The organism is Lysobacter sp. Root983, assembly GCF_001429345.1.
Taxonomy (GTDB): domain Bacteria; phylum Pseudomonadota; class Gammaproteobacteria; order Xanthomonadales; family Xanthomonadaceae; genus Lysobacter.
In genome coordinates, this window is sequence record NZ_LMJO01000017.1 from 161,911 (window position 1) to 181,459 (window position 19,549).

Below are 19,549 nucleotides of genomic sequence, written 5' to 3' on the forward strand. Positions count from 1 at the left end.
CGATCCAGCCTCACCGCGCGCGCGCCTCGCCGGCGACGCTGACGTCGGCGGCGAAGATATAGCCCTCGTTGCGCACGGTCTTGATCAGGTTCGGGCGCTGCGGACTGTCCTCGATCTTGCGCCGCAGGCGACTGATCTGGACGTCGATGCTGCGGTCGTAGGGCGTGAGCACGCGGCCCTTGACCAGGTCGATCAGTTGATCGCGCGAGAGCACGCGTTGCGGGTGTTCCAGGAACGCCAGCAGCAGGTCGAACTCGCCGCTGGTCAGATCGGTGAGCGCGCCCTGCGGCGAAACCAGGCTGCGGTGGCGGGCGTTGAGCTTCCAGCCCATGAAGGCGTACTCGGAGCCGCCGCGCGCGGCGCCGCGCCAGTCGGCATCGGCGCGGCGCAGCAGGGCGCGGATGCGCGCCAGCAGCTCGCGCGGATTGAAGGGCTTGGCGATGTAGTCGTCCGCGCCCAGCTCCAGCCCGACCACGCGGTCGGTGTCGCCGTTCATCGCGGTCAGCAGGATCACCGGCACCTGGCTGCTGCTGCGCAGCTTGCGGCACAGAGTGAAGCCGTCGTCGCCGGGCATCATCACGTCCAGCAGCACCACACTGACCGGTTCGGCGGCCATGCGCTCGGCCATGCCGACGCCGTCGCCGGCCTCGAGCACGCGCATGCCGTGGTCGCCGAGGAAGCGCGCGAGCATGGAACGGATGGTGTCGTCGTCGTCGACGACCAATACGGTAGGTGCGGCGCTGGCGTAGGCGGATCCCATGGGGCGCAGGTTAAACGAAGGCCGGGGGCGGCCCATGCTCTGTAACACAGTGAAACAAAACGATGGATAGCCGAAATCGCCCGGGCGGGCGCGCTGCCTAGGATTCAAGGGTCGCCGCCCCCACGGTCCGAATGCCGCGCATGTCTTCTTCGACGTTGCAGCTCTCCCCCGCTTCGCGCCGCGCCATCCCGGCCGATGCCGCGCCCCTTGGCCAGTCCCACGCGGCGCCGCGCGCCGCCGCCCAGGCCCGCCACCCGCTGCGCGGGCGCAAGGTGGCGGTGGTCGGGGCCAGCCTGGGCGGCCTGTGCCTGGCCCGGTTGCTGCAGCGCCAGGGCGTCGAGGTCGAGGTCCACGAGGCGCGCAGCGCCAGCGACCCGGCCTGGTACCGACGCACCCTGGCGATCGACCGAGAACCGGCGCTCAAGGCCCTGCGCGCGGCCGAACTGGGCCCGTTGTTCGAGCGCTGCTGCGAGCGCGAGCGCGCCTACACGCGCCTGGTCGACGCCCAGGGCCGGCGCCAGCGCGACCGCGCCCTGCCCGTGCGCGCCTTGTCGCAATGGCGGATCGAGTACGGCCTGCTGCGCGACCTGCTGTTGAACAGCCTGGAACCCGGCAGCGTGATCTGGGGTCGGCGCTTCACCTCCCTGACCAGCGCGCCCGACGGCAGCCAGCGTCTGAACTTCGCCAACGGCGCGCGCGGCAGCGCCGACCTGGTGATCGGCGCCGACGGCGCCTGCTCGCTGCTGCGTCCGTATGCGACGCCCAGCGGCCTGCGCTATTCCGGCGTGACCCTGGTCGAGGCCCAGGTGCCGCTGCCGGAACTGCGGGTGCCGCGCATCGCCCTGTGGCTGGACCAGGACCGGCTGGCGGTGCGCGACGCCGACGCGGCCCTGATCGCGCAGCGCAACAGCCAGCGCGGCATGGACCTGCGCATCGCCCTGCGGGTGCCGCGCGACTGGTCGCTGCGCGGCGTGGACTGGAACGATTCGGCGCAGGCGCGCGGGCTGCTGCGGCAACAACTCGCGCATTGGGATCCCAAGTTCCTGCGCCTGATCGACGCCGCCGAACCGCGCTTCGCCGCGCGCGCGCTGCTGACCAGCGCGCCCGACCGCGCCTGGGCCGAACGCGGCGCGATGACCTTGTTGGGCGCGTCCGCGCGCATGGCGCCGATGCTGCTGAACGATCGCAAGAACGGCGAGCTGCAGGACGCACGGGAACTCGCGCAGGCGCTGACCTCGCCGCGCCATCGCGACTCGATCGCGGCCGCGCTGGCCGACTACGAACGCGGCCTGCTGACGCGCGCGGTCGACGAAGGCCGCGCCGCCCAGCGCGTGCTCGCCGCGCTGCTGCCGCAGCCCAGCGTGATCGGGCCGGCGCGCTCGTGGCGGTCGATGGCGCGCAGCCTGGGCAGCTTCGCCGGCCGCTGGCTGCCGCGATGAATCTGACCGGCACCTGGCCCCTGCAGGCCCTGCCCGACAGCGCCTCTGCGTCGAGCGGCGGGCGCGGCCGCGGCATCACCGCCCACGCCGCCGCCGCGACTGAACGCACCGCGGCCCTGGCCTCGGCCCTGACCGACGCCTTCGGCAATCCCAAGCGCGGCCAGATCCTGTTCTACGCCGCCAGCGCGCCGGGGCTCAGCATCGGCGACCTGTCCAGCCTGCTCGGCTGCAGCGTGTCGCTGGCCTCGCAGTACGTGGCGCAGCTGGAACATCAGGGCTGGCTGGCGGTGATCAGCGACGGTCGCCGCCGGCGCGTGCGCGTGGCCGACGAGAGCCGGCGCCTGGCGATCGAAACCCTGCGCGCGATGGCCGACGAACTCGGGCCGATGGCGCCGCTGCGGGCGGTGGGCGAGCGCTAGCCGCCCGCAACGACGGCCGCGCGCCCGGCCAGGCGCGCGCGCTGCGCCGCCGCATGCCTTGCGCGGAGAACGCAGTACGCTGACCGCTGCCGTGCCCGGTATCGGACAGCCGCCATGCCCTTCTCTCTGCGTTGCGTCCTCGTGTTGTGGTGCCTGATCGCCTGGCCGGCGCTGGCGCAGACGCCCAAGGTGGCCGCGGCCGCGCTGGCGCGTGCGCAGGCCCAGGGCGAGGCGCCGGTGTTCGTGCTGCTGAAAACCTCCGCCGCCGCGCCCGCCGCACGCGGCGCCTCGGCGGCGCGGTTGCATCCGCAGGTACGCCCGGACGTGGACGCAGTGCTGGCGGCGCTGCCGCGGCGCGCGCAGAGCCGCGTGCTGCGCCGCTACCAGCGCGTGCCCGGTTTCGCCCTGCGCGCCGACGCCGCGACCCTGGCCGCGCTGGCGCGCGATCCGCGCGTGGTGCGGGTGGACCTGGACGTCGGCGGCTCCGGCGGCGCGCTCGCCCCGGACAACGCCCTGGTCCTCAACAACCTGCACGAAGTCGCGGGCGCCGGGTATTCCGGCGCCGGCATGAAGGTCGCGGTGATCGACACCGGCATCGACAGCGACCACCCCGATTTCGCCGGCCGCATCGTCGGCCAGGCCTGCTTCTGCGGTGTCGGCGGCGGTTGCTGCCCGAACGGCGGCGCCAGCCAGAGCGGTGCCGGTGCGGCCGAGGACGATCACGGCCACGGCACCAACGTCGCCGGCATCATCGGCGGCAACGGTACGGTCGCGCCGCGCGGCGCCTTGCCGCAGGTGAGCTTGGTCGCGGTCAAGGTGCTGGATCGCAACAACCGCTTCTGCTGCAGCGCCGACATCGTCGCCGCGCTGGACTGGGTCGCGGCCAATCATCCCGACGTCGACGCGGTGAACCTCAGCCTGGGCACCGATGCGCAGTTCGCCGGCGACTGCGACAGCGCCACCGCCTGGACCCAGGCGATGGCGGTGGCGATCGGTAACCTCAACGCCCAGGGCGCAGTGGTCACGGTGTCCAGCGGCAATCAGGGCAGCCTCAACGCGATGGCCGCGCCGGCTTGCGTGCGCAACGCGGTGTCCACCGGTGCGACCTGGGACTTCCACGGCGGCGCGATCACTTATCTGGGCTGCAGCGAAACCTCGACCGCGCCCTTGCAGCCGACCTGCTTCGCCAACCGCAGCGCCAGCACCGATCTGTTCGGCGCCAGCGCGTTCGTGACCGCGGCCGGCATCAACGGCGGCAGCTCCACCTTCGGCGGCACCTCGCAGGCGGCGCCGCAGGCCTGCGCCTGCGCGATCGCGCTGAAACAGGCGGCGCCGGCCAGCACGGTGGCCCAGCGCATGGACGCGATGAGCCTGTCGCGCACGCGCATCCAGGACCCGGCCAGCGGGCGCAGTTATCCCTTGCTGGATTGCCGCGACGCCTTCGGCCTGCTCAATCCCGAGGTGTTCGGCCCGCTGCCGATGAACGGCTCGCAGCCGCTGATCCCGCCGGCCGATCCGCCGGCCGGCCTGAGCGGCGCGCCCAAGCCCACGCCGACATCGGCGCCACTGCCGCCCGCGCCGCGCGTCGCCCCCGTGCGCGAGGCGCGCGAATCGCGGGTACGCGGGGCCCTGCGCCTGCGCTGAACGCCGCGTCGGCACCTGTCGCGACTTGACCTCAAGCGGCCTTGAGGTCCTATCCTCCACGCCATTCCCCCACCGGTTTCTGCATGAACACCCCTGCCCCCGTCGACACGGAGGTCGTGCCGGTCGCACGCGCCGCCGGCTCGCGCGGCGACTACTCGGTCGTCGCCGAACTGCTGCCCTACCTGCGCCCGTATCTGGGCCGCATTCTGATCGCGCTGGGCATGGTGCTGGCCGCCAAGCTGTTGAACCTGGCCGTACCGATGGTGCTCAAGCGCATCGTCGATGGTTTGAACGTCGCCCCCAGCCTGCTGGTGCTGCCGGTCGGCCTGCTGGTCGCCTACGGCGCGGCGCGCGTCGGCACCACCCTGTTCGGCGAGCTGCGCCAGATCGTGTTCGCGCGGGTGATGGCGCGGACCTCGCGCGAAGTCACCCTGCGCGTGTTCCGGCATCTGCATGGGCTGAGCCTGAAGTTCCACCTCGGCCGCCGCACCGGCGGCGTCGCCCGCGACGTCGAACGCGGCGGCACCGCGATCACCGACCTGCTCGACTGGACCCTGTACTCGATCGTGCCGGTGATCCTGGAAGTCAGCCTGGTCACCGCGGTGCTGGTATGGACTTACGACTGGCGCTTCGCCTGCGTGACCCTGGTCACTTTGGTCGCCTACGGCGCCTGGACCTTCGCGGTCACCGAATGGCGCACGCGCTACTACCGCGCCGCGGTCGAGGCCGACACCCGCGCCAACGAACGCGCGGTGGATTCGCTGCTCAACTACGAGACCGTCAAGTACTTCAACAACGAGGCCCACGAAGCCGCGCGCTACGACGACAACCTGCGCTCGCTGGAGAACGCGCGGGTCAAGTCGACCAAGACCCTGGCGATCCTCAACCTGGGTCAGAGCGCGATCGTCGCCATCGGCGTGACCGCGATGATGTGGCTGGCCGCGAGCGGCGTGGTCGCGGGCGAACTCACGGTGGGCGATCTGGTGCTGGTCAACGCCTACCTGCTGCAGCTGTCGGCGCCGCTGAACATGCTGGGCATGATGTACCGCGAAGTGAAGCAGTCGCTGACCAACATGGAGCGATTGTTCGGCTTGCTGGACGAGCGCCACGACGTGCGCGATGCGCCCGGCGCGGTGGCGCTGGCGCCGAGCCGGCCGCGCGTGCGCTTCGAGCAGGTGCATTTCGGCTACGACCCGCGCCGCGAGATCCTGCGCGGCATCGATTTCGAGATCGCCTCCGGCGGCACGGTGGCGGTGGTCGGGCACTCGGGCTCGGGCAAGTCGACCCTGGCGCGCCTGCTGTACCGCTTCTACGACGTCGACAGCGGCCGCATCAGCATCGACGGCCACGACCTGCGCGAACTGACCCAGTCCTCGCTGCGCGGCGCGATCGCGATCGTGCCGCAGGACACGGTGCTGTTCAACGACAGCATCTACTACAACATCCGCTACGGCCGCCCCGAAGCCGAGCGCGCGGAAGTCGAGGCGGCCGCGCGCGCGGCGCACATCCACGACTTCATCGCCGCCTTGCCCGACGGCTACGACACCCCGGTCGGCGAACGCGGCCTGAAGCTGTCCGGCGGCGAGAAGCAGCGCGTGGCGATCGCGCGCGCCCTGCTCAAGAACCCCTCGATCCTGATCTTCGACGAAGCCACCTCGGCCCTGGACTCCAAATCCGAGCGCGCGATCCAGGCCGAACTGGACCGGATCAGCGTCGGCCGCACCACCCTGGTGATCGCGCACCGGTTGTCGACGGTGATGGACGCCGACCAGATCCTGGTCATGGACGCCGGCCGCATCGTCGAGCGCGGCGAACACGGCGAACTGCTGCGCCGCGGCGGCGTGTACGCGCAGATGTGGATGCTGCAGCAGCGCGAGGCGGAAGCCGGGCCGGAAGCCGGCGAGCCGGCCGCGGTCGTGTGATCGAGAGCCGATAAAACGACGGGCCCGCATGGCGCATCCGCCAGCGGGCCCGTTGCATACAGCGCTGGCGATCCGCCCGCGACCGGCGCCCTGCGGCGCCGGCCGTGGCCGGCCTCAGTCGCCGGTCTTGGCGGTGGCCTGGGCTTCGTCGCTCAGATCCGGCGCCATCGCCGACATCGGTTGCGCGCGCGGGTTGAACGACAGCAGCAGGCCGAAGCTGGTGCTGGGGTCCTGGCCCGAGGCGTGCTCGCGACGCAGCAGCACCGACAGCTTCCAGCCGCTGGCGATATCCAGGTCCACGCCGCCGCCGTACATCAGCGCGTTGTTGCCGTAGCTGCGCAGGCCGAGCGTGTAGTCGTTCGCGACCGGCATCACCACGTAATTCAGATCGACGTTGCTGTTGTTGCTGATCGCGTCGCGGTACTCAAGCATCCAGTAGGGCCGGAACAGACCCTTCGCGCCCTGCACCAGGTAGCTGCCTTCCAGCCCCACGGCCAGACCGTTGTTCTTCACGGTCTGCGAGCTGTAGGCCAGGTCGTAGATGCCCAGGCCGAACTCGCGGTACGCATCCAGACGCGTGCGGCTGGCGTCGAAGCGACCGTAGCTGGTCAGGGTCATGCGATCGCCGGTGCGCTCGTAGCCCACGGTCAAGGCGCCGAAGGACTGGCTGCCGTCGCGTTCGGCGGTGCCCATCGCGGCGGCCGGATCGCTCCAGCGCTTGATGTCGAAGCCCAGGCGGCCCCAGCCCAGGGTGCCGTCGACGAACAGGTGCTCGCCGTGGCGCCACAGGCCGTACACCGACAGCGAGCGCTGATCGGCATCCAGGCGCGAGCTCGAACGGGTCAGGTCGGTGTCGTTCCAGGCGAAACCGCCAGCCACGCCGAACAGGAACTGCTCGTTGATGCGCCAGTCGGCGCCGACCGTGATGCCGTCGCTGCGGAAGTTGTAACCCTCGCTGCCGCTGCGGCCCTCGCGGTCGCCGGCGGTCACGGTACCCGCGGTCCACACGCCCCAACCCGGCGGCAGGCGCAGCGCATCGTCGGACACCAGCTGCGCGGCCGGCAAGGTCAGGCTGTTGTTGCGGCCGCTGGCCACGTTCAAGCTCAAGCCGTTGCTGGAACGGTTGCCGCTGCCGTGGCGCAGCTGACGCAGGCGATCGCGGATGTTGGACTGCTGCGCCATCGCGAAGCGCACGCTGGTATCGACCTGGGCCTGCAGCAGACCGACCACGCCCGGATCGCGGGTCGGGTCGGGACGCGCGGTGACCGACAGACCGGTGCTGACCGAGGCCTGCAGGTAGTTCGCCGTCGCCGCCTGGGTCGCAACCAGAGTGGCCGTGCCGGGACCGACGATGGTGACCCGGCGTCCGCTCACCGTCGCCACCGCGGTGTTGCTGCTGGTGAAGGTGAAGGCGCCGCTGGGGTTGCTGCTGGTCGGATTGGGCAGATCGAACGCGGGCTCGCCCACGGTCTTGACCACGTTGCCGATCCAGCTCAGCACCGGCGTCGCGGCGCCGATGGTGACGGTGCGCGTGACCTGCGCGGCGGCGGTGTAGCTCGTATTGCCGGCCTGATTGGCGGTCAGCACGCAGTTGCCCGCGGCCAACATGGTCACCACGCTGCCGGCGACGCTGCATACCGCCGGCGTGGTGCTGGCGAACACCACCGGATTGCCCGAGGCGCCGCCACTGGCGGAGACCGAGAAAGTGCCGTTGGGCGCGTAGGTCGGCGCGGCCGGGTTGGCGGTGAAGTTGCTGATCGTCTGCGGGGCCGCCGCGATCGTCACGTTCAAGCTGACCTGCGGCGCCGCGCTATAGCTGGCGTTGCCGGCCTGGTCGGCGGTGAGCGAACAGGTGCCCGCGGACACCATGGTCGCGGTGCCGCCGGCGACGGTGCAGACCGCCGGCGTGGTGCTGGCGAACACCACCGGGTTGCCCGAGCCGCCGCCGTTGGCGGAGAGCGCGAACGTGCCGTTGGGCGCGTACACCGGCGCGGCCGGATTGGCGGCGAAACCGGTGATGGCCTGGGTCGCCGCGGCGATCGTCACGTTCAAACCGACCTGCGGCGCGGCGCTGTAGTTGGCGTCGCCGGCCTGATTGGCGGTGAGCGAGCAGGTACCGCCGCCGAGCATGCTGACCGTGCTGCCGCTGACCGTGCACACCGCCGGCGTGGTGCTGGCGAACACCACCGGGCTGGTCGAGGCGCCGCCGCTGGCGGAGACCGTGAACGTGCCGCCCGGCGCATACGTCGGCGCGGCCGGGTTGGCGGCGAAGCCGGTGATCGTCTGCGTCGCAGCCGAGATGTTCACGTTCAAAGCCACTTGCGGCGCGGCGCTGTAGTTGACGTTGCCGGCCTGGTTGGCGGTCAGCGCGCAGTTGCCCGCGCTCTGCATCGTCACCGTGCTGCCCGCGACGGTGCACACCGCCGGCGTGGTACTGGCGAACACGACCGGATTGCCGGACGCGCCGCCGCTGGCCGAGAGCGTGAAGGTGCCGCCGGAGGCGTACACCGGCGATGCCGGGTTGGCGGCGAAGCCGGTGATCGTCTGCGTCGCGGCCGCGATGTTGACGTTCAAAGTAGCCTGCGGCGCCGCGCTGTAGTTGGCGTTGCCGGCCTGGTTGGCGGTCAGCGCGCAGCTGCCCGCGCTCTGCATCGTCACCGTGCTGCCGGCCAAGGTACACACCGCCGGCGTGGTGCTGGCGAATACCACCGGATTGCCGGACGCGCCGCCGCTGGCCGAAACCGTGAAGGTGCCGCCCGGCGTATACGTCGGCGCGGCGGGGTTGGCGACGAACGCGGTGATCGCCTGCGCGACCGTGGCCACCGTCAGGCTGTACGCGCGGGTGCCGCTGAAACCGTTGCTGGACGTGGCCTGGACCGTGAAGTTGTAGGTGCCGGTAGCGGTGGGCGTACCGGACAACGCGCCCGCCGCGCTCAGGCTCAGCCCCGTGGGCAAGGCCCCGGCGCTCAACGAGAACGTGTACGGCGCGGTGCCGCCGTTGGCGCTGCTGGCGGTGATGGTTTGCGAGTACGCGACGTTGTAGACCGGATTGGGCAAGGTCGCCGGCGCGACCGTCGTGGTGACCGTGGTGCAGACCAACGCTGCGCTGGTCACGTCGGCGGCGATCGCGTTGCCGCTGCTCGGGGTAACGCTGCACAACTGCCCGGCCGGTGGCGAAAGTACGCTGATGGTCCAGTTCGCGCCGCTCGGCAAACGGGTCGGGAAGACATAGCTGTTGGCGGCCTGCGCCACCACGACCTGCTGCGTGCTGACCGGATTGGTCGCGCTGAGCTGCAGGGTGACCGCGCCGGTCTGGCCGCTGGCCGGGCCGCCGACCGCGAACTGGGTCGGCGCGAAACAGATCAGCGCCGCGCCGTTGCCGGCCTGCACGCCGTTGTTGATGGTGACCGCGGTCAGGCCGGTCGCGCCCGAGCTGCCGCCCGCGCCGCCGCCGCCGCCGCCGTTCCAGTTCTGCTGGCAGCCGGTGGTGCCGACGCCGGCACCGCCGCCGCCCGCACCGATCGTGGCGCCGCCGCCACCGCCGCCGCCGTAGCCGGCGCCGATGAAGGAACCGGAGAAATTGAAGGAGTCGCCGCCGTTGCCGTTGGCCGCGTCGCCCGCGGTCGCCGGGAAGCCGCCGCAACCGCCACCGGCCGCACCGCCGGTGCCGACCGAACCGCCGCCGCCGCCGTAGGGGCCGGGACCGCCGGGCACGTCCGCGCCCGCGCCGCCGACACCGCCGCCGCCCACGCCGCCGGCGCCGCCGGCGATCACGTTGGACGTGCTCCAGCCCGCATTGCCGCCGCCACCACCGCCGCCGGCGATGCCGACGCGGTTGCCGACGCCGTTGCCGCCCACGCGCAGATCGGTGGCGCCGCCGCCGATGCCGTCCACGCCTTGGCCGAGGCCGCCGGGATTGACCGCCTGCGAGGCCTGCCCGCCGACCCAGATCGACAAGATCGCGCCCGGCGTGACCGCCAGGGTGCCGCGCACGCGTCCGCCCAGACCGCCGGTGCCGCCCGGAGAATTCGGGCTTCCGCCGATGCTGCCGGCGCCGCTGCGACCGGCGCCGCCCTGGGCGCCACTGAGGTAGACGGTCAGCGAATGCACGCCGGCCGGCACCGCGAGGGTTTGCTCGCCGCCGGTGAAGCCGAACGCCGCCGGGGTCTCCCCGACCGCACAGCTTTGCGCCTGCGCCGGGCCGATCAGGGCCAGGCCCGTCAGCAGCACCGCCCCCAAGAACGCCATGGATTTGCGCGCCATCCGCGTCAGCGGATCAGCGCAAGCGGACACCGGCACACCGGCGTTTAACGCCTTGCCTGCACAACGATTCATTACCGCCCCCTAGTACGGATCGCATCGACGCGTCCGCAAAATGTGTGTACTCACGGCACACTTTAGTGTGTGACAGTGCGCACAATTTCCCCGCGCAAAGATTGCATGTCGTCGCTTAGGGGGCAATCCCCGGGATCGGGTAGCCGGCTGGACCGGGCCGGTCGGGCGGCAGGGCCGCCCCCTCGGCGCGGGGGCGTCGCCGCGGCGACGCCGGGCGTCGCAACGCCCGCTCCCCAACCGACGCGAACACGCCAAACCCCTGGAATTCAGCGCGTCCACGCTAGCCACGCTGCGCTGCCGTGGGCGCGGCGTCGGTGCTACACCTCCCTGATTCCCCCCGGACGACCTCGATCACCCGTGTGTCCTGACTCCCGCTTAACGGCACAATTAAGGTCATCAACGGTAGTCACAGGGATGAGCGGCCACGCCCCCCCCCAGGGACGGAGCCGACGACGAGGCGCTCAGCGGGCAGGATCGGGGCCGGACGGGCCCCGGGGCGGCGCGCGCAGGCGTGCGCGCCGCGGCGTCATCGGATCGGCCAGGGGCCGATCGACGCCTGTCGGGCCGCAGCGGCGGCCCCGGTCGGCATCAGTAGGACGCGCCCGCCGGCAGCGGACGGCGCTCGAACAGGGGCACGGTCGCGCCGGTGACCGGGCTGCCGTCGGCCTTCCAGACCAGGGTTTGCGCTGGGAACTCCTCCTTGCGCGTCATCGCATCGACCTTGGCCGCGATCAGCTTGGCCGCGCCCTTGGCGTCGGGGTTCCAGGCGAACACGCCGGCCGCGCCGTACCAGACCGCGGGAGTGGCGGCGTCCAGGCGGCGATCCGGGCACAGGATGTAGCTGCGCTGGGCCAGCACCCGCAACGCGCCCACTGGAACCGCGCGCACGCCGGGCGTGGTGCGTTCCTTGGAATGCCCCGGGCACAGCCGCGCGGCTTCGGCGATCGCCGCTTCGTAGACCTGGGCGTCGGACTGGGCGCAAGCGCCCGTGGCGGCCAGGGCCAGAGCGGCCGCGACGCCGCCCTGGAACATCCATCGATTGCAGTTGGGATCGATACGCATGCGTGAAGCTCCTTTATCCATGTCGGAAATACCGCGATGACGCGACCGTAGCGCAGGCGGAACCTCGTTCGACGCCGCGTACGGCGCAACGGTCATGGCCAGAGTAATCGGGCGGTTCGAGGCGAATGTGAGCGTTCGGTGAGGCGCCGCCCCGCCAATGCGGCGCGGCGAACATGGCGGCGCTCGCGCTGGGCCGAGTACAATTGGTGGATTGATTCGCCGGCTTTAGTCGCCTCACCCGGTCTGCCACACGGGGCGCCAAGCCACGCAAGCGATTGATTTCATTGCACGGCCCCGTAGCTCAGCTGGATAGAGCATCCCCCTCCTAAGGGGAAGGTCACACGTTCGAATCGTGTCGGGGTCGCCAAATGGATCGCACATCCATGTACGCAATCCCGCACATCCATGTGCGGATTTTTCAATGCTTTTGACTCCGGAGTTTTTTCGATGACGCACGCAGTTTTGACCGCCCTAGGCCTGAAAGACCTGGAGTCCGGCACCTATCTCGGCCACGGCGAATGGGCCGCGACGCGCGACGCGGGCGTGCTGGAATCGATCAACCCCACCGACGGCGAAGTGCTGGCGCGTGTGCAGGCGTCCTCGCAGAGCGACTACGACACCATCGTCGAGCGCGCCCAGGCCGCGTTCGCGGTGTGGCGGACCACTCCGGCCCCGCGCCGCGGCGAAGCCATCCGCCTGTGCGCCGACGCGCTGCGCAAGCACAAGGACGCGCTGGGTTCGCTGGTCGCGCTGGAGATGGGCAAGTCCAAGCCGGAAGGCGACGGCGAAGTGCAGGAAATGATCGACATCGGCGACTTCGCCGTCGGTCTGTCGCGCCAGTTGTACGGCCTGACCATGCACTCCGAGCGTCCCGGTCACCGCATGTACGAGCAGTGGCATCCGCTGGGCATCGTCGGCGTGATCTCGGCTTTCAACTTCCCGGTCGCGGTGTGGGCCTGGAATTCGTTCATCGCGGCGATCTGCGGCGACATCACGATCTGGAAGCCCTCGCCCAAGACCCCGCTGTCGGCGGTGGCCTCGATGAAGATCTGCAACGAAGCGCTGCGCGCCGGCGGCTTCCCGGACATCTTCTTCCTGTTCAACGACGCCGGCACCGAGCTGGCGTCGAACTTCGTCGACGACAAGCGCATCGGCCTGATCAGCTTCACCGGTTCGACCAAGGTCGGCCGCCACGTCGGCGAGCGCGTCGCGCGCCGCATGGGCCGTTCGCTGCTGGAACTGGGCGGCAATAACGCCATCATCGTCGACGCCAGCGCCGACCTGAAGCTGGCGATCCCGGCGATCGCGTTCGGCGCGGTCGGCACCGCCGGCCAGCGCTGCACCACCACGCGCCGTTTGTTCGTGCACGAGTCCATCCACGACGACGTGCTGGCCAAGCTGGTCGCGGCGTTCAAGCAGGTCGAGAAGAAGATCGGCGACCCGACCGACCCGACCAACCTGATGGGCCCGCTCAACAGCCGCGATGCCGTGCAGGCGTATCTGGATGCGGTCGAGAAGGCCAAGGCCAGCGGCGGCACCGTCGCCACCGGCGGCGCGGCGATCGAGCGCCCCGGCAACTTCGTGCTGCCGACCATCGTCACCGGCCTGACCAACGACGCCGAAGTCGTGCAGACCGAGACCTTCGCGCCGATCCTGTACGTGATGAAGTTCAAGACGCTCGATGAAGCCATCGCGCTGCAGAACGACGTGCCGCAGGGCCTGTCCTCGTCGATCTTCACCGCCAACCTCAAGGCGGCCGAGGCCTTCCTGTCGGCGGCCGGTTCGGATTGCGGCATCGCCAACGTCAACATCGGCACCTCCGGCGCCGAGATCGGCGGCGCGTTCGGCGGCGAGAAGGAAACCGGCGGCGGTCGCGAGTCGGGTTCGGATGCGTGGCGCGCCTACATGCGCCGCCAGACCAACACCATCAACTACTCCGACGCGTTGCCGCTGGCGCAGGGCATCAAGTTCGACCTCTGAGGTCGCAACCGCAAGACCAGGCGGGCCTGCCCAGGCGGGCCCGCTGCGGGAGCACGCGATGCGTATCGCCGTCGTCTCCGATATCCACGGCAATCTGGATGCGCTCAGCGCGGTCCTGTCCGACATCCGCGCGCGCGCCTGCGACCTCACCGTCAATCTCGGCGACATCCTGTCCGGCCCGCTGCAACCGGTGGCCACCGCCGATCTGCTGATCGGCCTGGAGCTGCCCACCATCCGCGGCAACCACGAACGCCAGCTGCTGGACACGCCGCGCGCGCGCATGGGCGAGTCCGACGCGTACGCGCACGACGTCTTGCGCGAGGACCAACTGGCCTGGATCGCCTCGCTGCCGGCGACGCTGGCCCTGAGCGAGTCCGTCTACCTCTGCCATGGCACGCCGCGCGACGATCTCGAATACTTCCTCGAACATCTGGACGACGGCGGTCCGCGCGCGGCGAACCAGGACGAGGCGCGGCAGCGCGCGGGCGACATCCAGCACGCGCTGATCCTGTGCGGCCACACCCACATCCCGCGCGCCACCCGTCTCGACGACGGCCGCCTGCTTTTGAATCCCGGCAGCGTCGGTTTGCAGGCCTATCACAGCGAACACCCCAGCCCGCACGACATGGAGGTCGGCGACCCGCGCGCCCGCTACGCCATCGTCGACGACGCCAGCGGGCGTTGGCAGGCGGAGCTCATCGCGGTGGATTACGACCACGAAGCCGCGGCCGCGCTGGCCCTGCGCAACGGACGCGCGGATTGGGCGCGCGCCCTGCGCAGCGGCCGGGTCGCCGGCTGAGCGAGCTGTCGCAACGCGGCCGCTGTCGTGGGTCGGTACCGGGACCGCGCCGTGAACCGTCCCGAACTCGAAGACGTCGGCGCCTGGCCGCTGATCGGCCAGGCCCTGGCTGCCCTGGCCTGGGCCCTGGCGGTCTGGACCTGGCTCGCCACCGCCCAGCTCCACGAACACCTGGGTCGCGTGCTGCCCGCGCAGTTCGTCGCCCTGCTGGCGGTGATCTGCGGGCACAAGGCGCGCGCGGCGATCCGTCGCCGCGAGGAGCCGGCCGGCGGCAGCGGCCTGACCGCGGCCGCCCTGTGGCGGGGCTATCCGGTGCTCCTGACCCTGTTGCCGGCGCTGGGTTTCGTGGTGTTTTTCCTGTGCTGCGGCGTAGTGGGATAGGCCGCGGCGGGACGCGTCCGGCGCCCCCGCGGACGATCCGCGCTCGCCTGATGAGCGCCGCATAGGCGATAATGCGTATTCGTTCTACAGCGGACGCCTGCGATCCCGTGTACAGCCTCGCCCGCCCCTTTCTCTTCGGACTGGATGCCGAACGAGCGCATGGCCTTGGCCTCACGGCGCTGGAAACGGCTTATCGCACCGGCCTCAACCCGCTGCTGACCACACGGCCCAAGCCGTTTCCGACCAAGGCCTTCGGCCTGACCTTCCCCAATCCGGTCGGCCTGGCCGCCGGCCTGGACAAGAACGGCGCGCATATCGACGCCCTGCTCGCGCTGGGTTTCGGCTTCGTCGAGGTCGGCACGGTCACGCCGCGGCCGCAGGAAGGCAATCCCAAGCCGCGCATGTTCCGCCTGCCCGAGCACGAGGCGGTGATCAACCGGCTGGGCTTCAACAACGAGGGCGTCGATGCCCTGGTCCGCAACGTCGAGCGCGCCCAGCGCCGCCACGGCCTGCTCGGCATCAACATCGGCAAGAACAAGGACACCCCGAACGAGTCGGCCGAGGACGATTACCTGCTGTGTCTGGAGCGGGTGTATCCGCTGGCCGACTACATCACGGTCAACATCTCCTCGCCCAACACCGCCGGCCTGCGCGAGCTGCAGGAAGAGCAATCCCTGCGCCGCCTGATCGGCACCCTGCGCGAGGCGCAGGAGAAATATGCCGGCCTGCACGGCAAGCGCGTGCCGATGTTGGTCAAGATCGCGCCCGACCTGTCCGATCACGACATCGAGGCCGCCGCGCGCGTGCTCAGCGAATTGCAGGTCGACGGCGTGATCGCCACCAACACCACCGTCTCGCGCATCGCCGTCGAAGGCTCGCCGCGCGCGACCGAGGTGGGTGGCCTGTCCGGGCGCCCGCTGATGGGCCAGTCGACCACCGTGCTGCGCATGCTGCGCACGCGCCTGCCCGAATCGATCCCGATGATCGGCGTGGGCGGCATCCTGTCCGGCGCCGACGCGGTAACCAAGATGGCCGCGGGCGCGGCCCTGGTGCAGTGCTACACCGGCCTGGTCTATCGCGGGCCGGCGCTGGTCAACGAATGCGTGGAAGCGATGCGTCGCCGCAAGGAAGCCCCGAGCCGCGGCAACGTCCCGCCGGCATGAGCGACGCCGTCCGCCTCCTGCGCGAGGCCGCGCTGACCCGACGCAACACCTTCGGCGTGGCCGCGACCGCGCCGGTGCTGGCCGAAGTCGCCGACGCCGCGCGCCTGGACGAGGTCCTGCGCCTGCCCGAACTGCAGGGCGGCATCGCCCTGATCCTGGGCGGCGGCAGCAATCTGTTGTTCGCCGGCGATCCCGCCGGCCCGGTGCTGGCCCTGACCGGCGAGCGCGTGCAGGTGCTGGGCGAGCGGCCCGATGGCGACGGCGCGATCCTGCGCGCCGACGCCGGCGTGCCCTGGCACGGCTTCGTGATGCGCACGCTGGAAGCCGGCTACGCCGGCCTCGAGAACCTGGCCCTGATCCCGGGCACAGTCGGCGCCGCACCGATCCAGAACATCGGCGCCTACGGCGTGGAGGTGCGCGACTTCGTGCACGCGGTCGAGGCCTATGAACCGGCCACCGCCACCCTGCACCGCTTCGACGCCGCCGCCTGCCGCTTCGCCTATCGCGACAGCCTGTTCAAGCAAGCGCCCGATCGCTACCTGGTGACCGCCGTCGAGTTCGCGCTGCCGCGCACGCCCGCGCTCAAGCTGGACTACGCCGGCCTGGGCGAGGAACTGGCGGCGATGGGCGTGGACGCACCAACGCCGCGCACGGTCGCCGAGGCGGTGATCGCGATCCGGCGCCGCAAGCTGCCCGACCCGGCCGTGCTCGGCAATGCCGGCAGCTTCTTCAAGAATCCGATCGTGCCGCGCGCGCAGGCCGAGGCGCTGCTGGCCGAACACGCCGCGCTGCCGGTGTTCCGCGGCGCCGACGAGGACAGCCGCAAGCTGTCGGCAGGCTGGCTGATCGACGCCTGCGGCTGGAAGGGCTACCGCGACGGCGACGCCGGCGTGGCCGCCTCGCACGCGCTGGTGCTGGTCAACCACGGCCAGGCCAACGGCGCGCAGCTGCTGGATCTGGCGCGCCGCATCGCCGACTCGGTGCAGGCCCGCTTCGGCGTCGCGATCGAACCCGAGCCGCGCCTGATCGGCGCACGCTGGTGAGCGCCCCGCTGTCGCAACCGATGCGCGCGGCGGCCTACATGCTGGCCAGCACGCTGTGCTTCGGCGCGATGGCGATCGTGATCCGGATCGCCTCGGCCGAGCTGCACACCTTCGAGATCGCGTTCTTCCGCAACTTCTTCGGCCTGCTCGCGGTGCTGCCACTGCTGGCCGGCGCCAACCGCGCCGCCCTGCGCACCCAGCAGCTACCACGCTACTTCGTGCGTTGCGCGATCGGCATCTGCTCGATGCTGGCCGGGTTCTGGGCGATCGGCCACCTGCCGCTGGCGCAGGCGATTTCGCTGTCGTATTCCACCCCGTTGTTCGTGACCATCGCCGCGGTGCTGTTCCTGGGCGAACAGGTGCGCGCGCGGCGCTGGGCCGCGGTCGCGCTGGGCTTCGTCGGCGTGCTGGTGATCGTGCGCCCAGGTTCGACCGACTTCACCGCCGGCACCCTGATCGCCCTGCTCGCGGCGGTGCTCAGCGGCGTGGTCGCGATCCAGATCAAGCAGCTGTCGCGGGTCGATTCGGCCAACACGATCGTGCTGTACACCTATCTGTTCTGGGTGCCGATGTCGCTGCTGCCCGCGTTGTTCGTGTGGGAATGGCCGCAGGGCGTGATGTGGGTGTGGGTGGTCGCCGCCGGCGTGCTCGGCACCGGCGGTCAGGTGCTGTGGACGCACGCACTCAAACTCGGCGAAGTCTCGGCGCTGACCCCGATCAGCTTCATGCAGCTGCCGCTGGTCGCGGTGGCCGGCTGGCTGTGGTTCGGCGAATCCATCGACCGCTGGACCGTGATCGGCGCCAGTATCATCCTGGCCTCCAACGCCTACATCGCCCACCGCGAGGCGGTGCTGGCGCGGCGTGCGGCCTCCAACGCCGCCAGCGAAGCGGCGGCACCGGGCGAATAGGCCCCGCATCGCCGCAGCGTCATGCTGCGGCGCAAGAACCGCAGCCGCCCGCGCCCCGGTTCCGTGACCGGATTCCGGGCATAAACGGACACGCAGGGCTGCGTTTGCGGCCAATCGGCCGTGTGCGCGCGATACGCATTGACGGTGCCGCGCCTGCGGCGATATCCAGACGCAGCAGTATGGACAGGGGGCTGCCGCGACGGCATCGGACCGGGGGGACCGAGAACACGTCGCGTCGCGCGGGCACCGCCCGCACACATCGCACGCAAAGGAGAGCTAGGCCATGGCCAATACCCGTTCCGTCGCCGTCGTCCTGCTGGGAGGCGCGATCGCGCTGGCCAGCCCGCCGCTGTTGGCCGAAGAAGGCGACTACGGTTTCTTCCAGACCCTGGGCAACCTGGTCTCGCCGCCGCGCGCCAACAACCCGGTGCAGCCGGCCCAGCGCCAGGGCCAGTACCCGCTGCTGAGCAAGGATGCGGCCAAGGCCGACGGCTTCAGCCCCGGCGCCTACTACCAATGGCAGACCGTGCAACTGCCGGCCGAGACCGGCGCGGTCTGCGGCGACGGCTCGCCGTACAAGATCTTCGTCAACCGCGTGCCCAACACCACCAACACCATCATCTACATGGAAGGCGGCGGCGCGTGCTGGGACTACGCCAGTTGCTCGGGCCAGAGCGGCATCCGCGGCGCGCGTAATCCCAACGGCATTCCCGACGACTACATGAGCCTGCTCAATCCGGGCGCCAGCCTGGTGAGCCCGTTCGTGACCCGCGTCAGCCCCTTCGATGCGGTCAAGACCCAGAACTGGAACATGGTCTACGTGCCCTATTGCACGGGCGACATCTACGGCGGCGACAAGGTCGCGGTCTACAACGATCCCAGCAATCAGGCCCCGCCGCTGGTGTGGCACCACAACGGCCTGCGCAACTCGCGCGCGGTGGTGGCCTGGCTGAAGGACAACCTGCCGCGCCCGGGCCAGATGCTCAGCACCGGCTGCAGCGCCGGCGGCGCCGGCAGCCTGATCAACTACGACCCGCTGCGTCGCGACCTGGCGCCCACGCGCAGCTTCCTGATCGACGATTCCGGCCCGATCTTCCCGACCCCGCGCAACGGCGACCCGGCGCAATATCCCTCGCAACCGCTGATGGCGCACATCCGCGGCGCCTGGGGCCTGGACGCGCCCAACGGCCCGCTCGCCTACCTCGCCAGCGGCCTGCCGCAGTTGGATCTCAACGAACTGGGATCGCTGTATCCCGCGCTCGCCAACAAGCACGGCGGCGATCGCCTGGGCGCCACCCATTTCTGGCAGGACCTCAACTACTCCTCGTATTCCTACGAGCGTTTCCACGCCGATATCCAGGCCGCGCCGAACCAGGCCGCCAAGGAAGCGCTGATCCACGCCAAGTGGGGCACCGACACCCAGCGCCTGTCCGCGCGCCTCAACACCTTGGACAACTTCGGCGGCTATTTCCCGCAGTACCGCGCGCTCAACGAAAGCCATTGCACCACCATCGTCGATTTCAAGAACGGCGACGTGCAGGCGCAGAACCTACAGCTGAAGCAGTTCATCGACAGCGTGCTCGACGGCAACGGCAAGGTCGTCGACGCCAGCGAAGCCAACGACCAGGCCGACCGCGCCAAGCCGTTCAACCTGCTGTACTGGCTGGTCGACCAGCTACTGGGCTAAGGCGCGG

The 19,549-nt window shown here is 70.7% G+C and carries 14 protein-coding genes and 1 tRNA gene; 12 read left to right on the top strand and 3 right to left on the bottom strand.

Annotated features, from left to right (window positions below; translation table 11 throughout):
* Positions 1-10: 10 nt before the first annotated feature.
* Positions 11-760: a response regulator gene (locus ASE43_RS16500; RefSeq protein ID WP_056173603.1), complete on the bottom strand. Its 750-nt coding sequence runs from the start codon at positions 758-760 to the stop codon at positions 11-13.
* Between the two features lie 140 nt (positions 761-900).
* On the opposite strand from ASE43_RS16500, the gene ASE43_RS16505 reads away from it, so the two are divergent.
* The 4 genes from ASE43_RS16505 (at position 901) to ASE43_RS16520 (ending at position 6,184) form a co-directional block, all read left to right on the top strand.
* A complete protein-coding gene (locus ASE43_RS16505; RefSeq protein ID WP_162250601.1) occupies positions 901-2,199 on the top strand; it encodes an FAD-dependent monooxygenase in 1,299 nt (432 codons plus the stop codon).
* Positions 2,196-2,618 carry a winged helix-turn-helix domain-containing protein gene (locus tag ASE43_RS16510; RefSeq protein WP_056173598.1) on the top strand — a complete coding sequence of 141 codons (423 nt, stop codon included), beginning with the start codon at positions 2,196-2,198 and terminating at the stop codon, positions 2,616-2,618. The genes ASE43_RS16505 and ASE43_RS16510 overlap by 4 nt, the downstream gene beginning before the upstream one ends.
* A 114-nt stretch (positions 2,619-2,732) precedes the next feature.
* On the top strand, positions 2,733-4,262 hold the full coding sequence (locus ASE43_RS16515) for a S8 family serine peptidase (protein ID WP_057161254.1): 1,530 nt from the start codon (positions 2,733-2,735) through the stop codon (positions 4,260-4,262).
* A gap of 83 nt (positions 4,263-4,345) precedes the next feature.
* Positions 4,346-6,184, top strand: coding sequence for an ABC transporter ATP-binding protein/permease (locus tag ASE43_RS16520; RefSeq protein ID WP_056173590.1), 1,839 nt, complete (start codon positions 4,346-4,348; stop codon positions 6,182-6,184).
* Between the two features lie 114 nt (positions 6,185-6,298).
* On the opposite strand, the gene ASE43_RS16525 is transcribed toward ASE43_RS16520, so the two are convergent.
* Both ASE43_RS16525 and ASE43_RS16530 read right to left on the bottom strand, forming a co-directional pair.
* Entirely contained in the window at positions 6,299-10,432 is a 4,134-nt protein-coding gene (locus tag ASE43_RS16525) for an autotransporter domain-containing protein (protein ID WP_157500019.1), read from the bottom strand.
* Between the two features lie 675 nt (positions 10,433-11,107).
* Positions 11,108-11,581: a hypothetical protein gene (locus ASE43_RS16530; RefSeq protein WP_235568777.1), complete on the bottom strand. Its 474-nt coding sequence runs from the start codon at positions 11,579-11,581 to the stop codon at positions 11,108-11,110.
* 290 nt (positions 11,582-11,871) lie between these two features.
* Here ASE43_RS16530 and ASE43_RS16535 point away from each other — a divergent pair.
* From ASE43_RS16535 to ASE43_RS16570, 8 genes are all read left to right on the top strand, one after another.
* A tRNA-Arg gene (locus ASE43_RS16535) sits at positions 11,872-11,948 on the top strand.
* Positions 11,949-12,028: 80 nt separating this feature from the next.
* Positions 12,029-13,561, top strand: a complete 1,533-nt coding sequence (locus ASE43_RS16540; protein WP_056173582.1) for an aldehyde dehydrogenase family protein — start codon at positions 12,029-12,031, stop codon at positions 13,559-13,561.
* A gap of 58 nt (positions 13,562-13,619) precedes the next feature.
* On the top strand, positions 13,620-14,360 hold the full coding sequence (locus ASE43_RS16545) for a metallophosphoesterase family protein (protein WP_057161256.1): 741 nt from the start codon (positions 13,620-13,622) through the stop codon (positions 14,358-14,360).
* 51 nt (positions 14,361-14,411) lie between these two features.
* The gene (locus tag ASE43_RS16550) at positions 14,412-14,741 is read left to right on the top strand and encodes a hypothetical protein (RefSeq protein ID WP_057161257.1); all 330 of its coding nucleotides are present in this window, start codon (positions 14,412-14,414) and stop codon (positions 14,739-14,741) included.
* Between the two features lie 107 nt (positions 14,742-14,848).
* A complete protein-coding gene (locus ASE43_RS16555) occupies positions 14,849-15,904 on the top strand; it encodes a quinone-dependent dihydroorotate dehydrogenase (protein ID WP_056173573.1) in 1,056 nt (351 codons plus the stop codon).
* Positions 15,901-16,947 carry a UDP-N-acetylmuramate dehydrogenase gene (gene murB / locus ASE43_RS16560; RefSeq protein ID WP_057161258.1) on the top strand — a complete coding sequence of 349 codons (1,047 nt, stop codon included), beginning with the start codon at positions 15,901-15,903 and terminating at the stop codon, positions 16,945-16,947. The genes ASE43_RS16555 and murB overlap by 4 nt, the downstream gene beginning before the upstream one ends.
* Positions 16,948-16,967: 20 nt before the next feature.
* The gene (locus ASE43_RS16565) at positions 16,968-17,855 is read left to right on the top strand and encodes a DMT family transporter (protein ID WP_057161506.1); all 888 of its coding nucleotides are present in this window, start codon (positions 16,968-16,970) and stop codon (positions 17,853-17,855) included.
* A 283-nt stretch (positions 17,856-18,138) separates the two neighbouring features.
* Positions 18,139-19,542 (top strand): pectin acetylesterase-family hydrolase, encoded by a 1,404-nt coding sequence (locus tag ASE43_RS16570; RefSeq protein WP_056173568.1) that lies wholly within the window; start codon positions 18,139-18,141, stop codon positions 19,540-19,542.
* The last annotated feature ends 7 nt before the right edge of the window (positions 19,543-19,549 follow it).

Bases quoted from the DNA above. Each gene is read 5' to 3' on its own strand.
- ASE43_RS16520 (WP_056173590.1), top strand. From the start codon at position 4,346: ATGAACACCCCTGCCCCCGTCGACACGGAGGTCGTGCCGGTCGCACGC.
- ASE43_RS16505 (WP_162250601.1), top strand. From the start codon at position 901: ATGTCTTCTTCGACGTTGCAGCTCTCCCCCGCTTCGCGCCGCGCCATC.
- ASE43_RS16510 (WP_056173598.1), top strand. From the start codon at position 2,196: ATGAATCTGACCGGCACCTGGCCCCTGCAGGCCCTGCCCGACAGCGCC.
- ASE43_RS16500 (WP_056173603.1), bottom strand. From the start codon at position 760: ATGGGATCCGCCTACGCCAGCGCCGCACCTACCGTATTGGTCGTCGAC.
- ASE43_RS16515 (WP_057161254.1), top strand. From the start codon at position 2,733: ATGCCCTTCTCTCTGCGTTGCGTCCTCGTGTTGTGGTGCCTGATCGCC.
- ASE43_RS16570 (WP_056173568.1), top strand. From the start codon at position 18,139: ATGGCCAATACCCGTTCCGTCGCCGTCGTCCTGCTGGGAGGCGCGATC.
- murB (WP_057161258.1), top strand. From the start codon at position 15,901: ATGAGCGACGCCGTCCGCCTCCTGCGCGAGGCCGCGCTGACCCGACGC.
- ASE43_RS16565 (WP_057161506.1), top strand. From the start codon at position 16,968: ATGCGCGCGGCGGCCTACATGCTGGCCAGCACGCTGTGCTTCGGCGCG.
- ASE43_RS16530 (WP_235568777.1), bottom strand. From the start codon at position 11,581: ATGCGTATCGATCCCAACTGCAATCGATGGATGTTCCAGGGCGGCGTC.
- ASE43_RS16525 (WP_157500019.1), bottom strand. From the start codon at position 10,432: ATGGCGTTCTTGGGGGCGGTGCTGCTGACGGGCCTGGCCCTGATCGGC.
- ASE43_RS16540 (WP_056173582.1), top strand. From the start codon at position 12,029: ATGACGCACGCAGTTTTGACCGCCCTAGGCCTGAAAGACCTGGAGTCC.
- ASE43_RS16545 (WP_057161256.1), top strand. From the start codon at position 13,620: ATGCGTATCGCCGTCGTCTCCGATATCCACGGCAATCTGGATGCGCTC.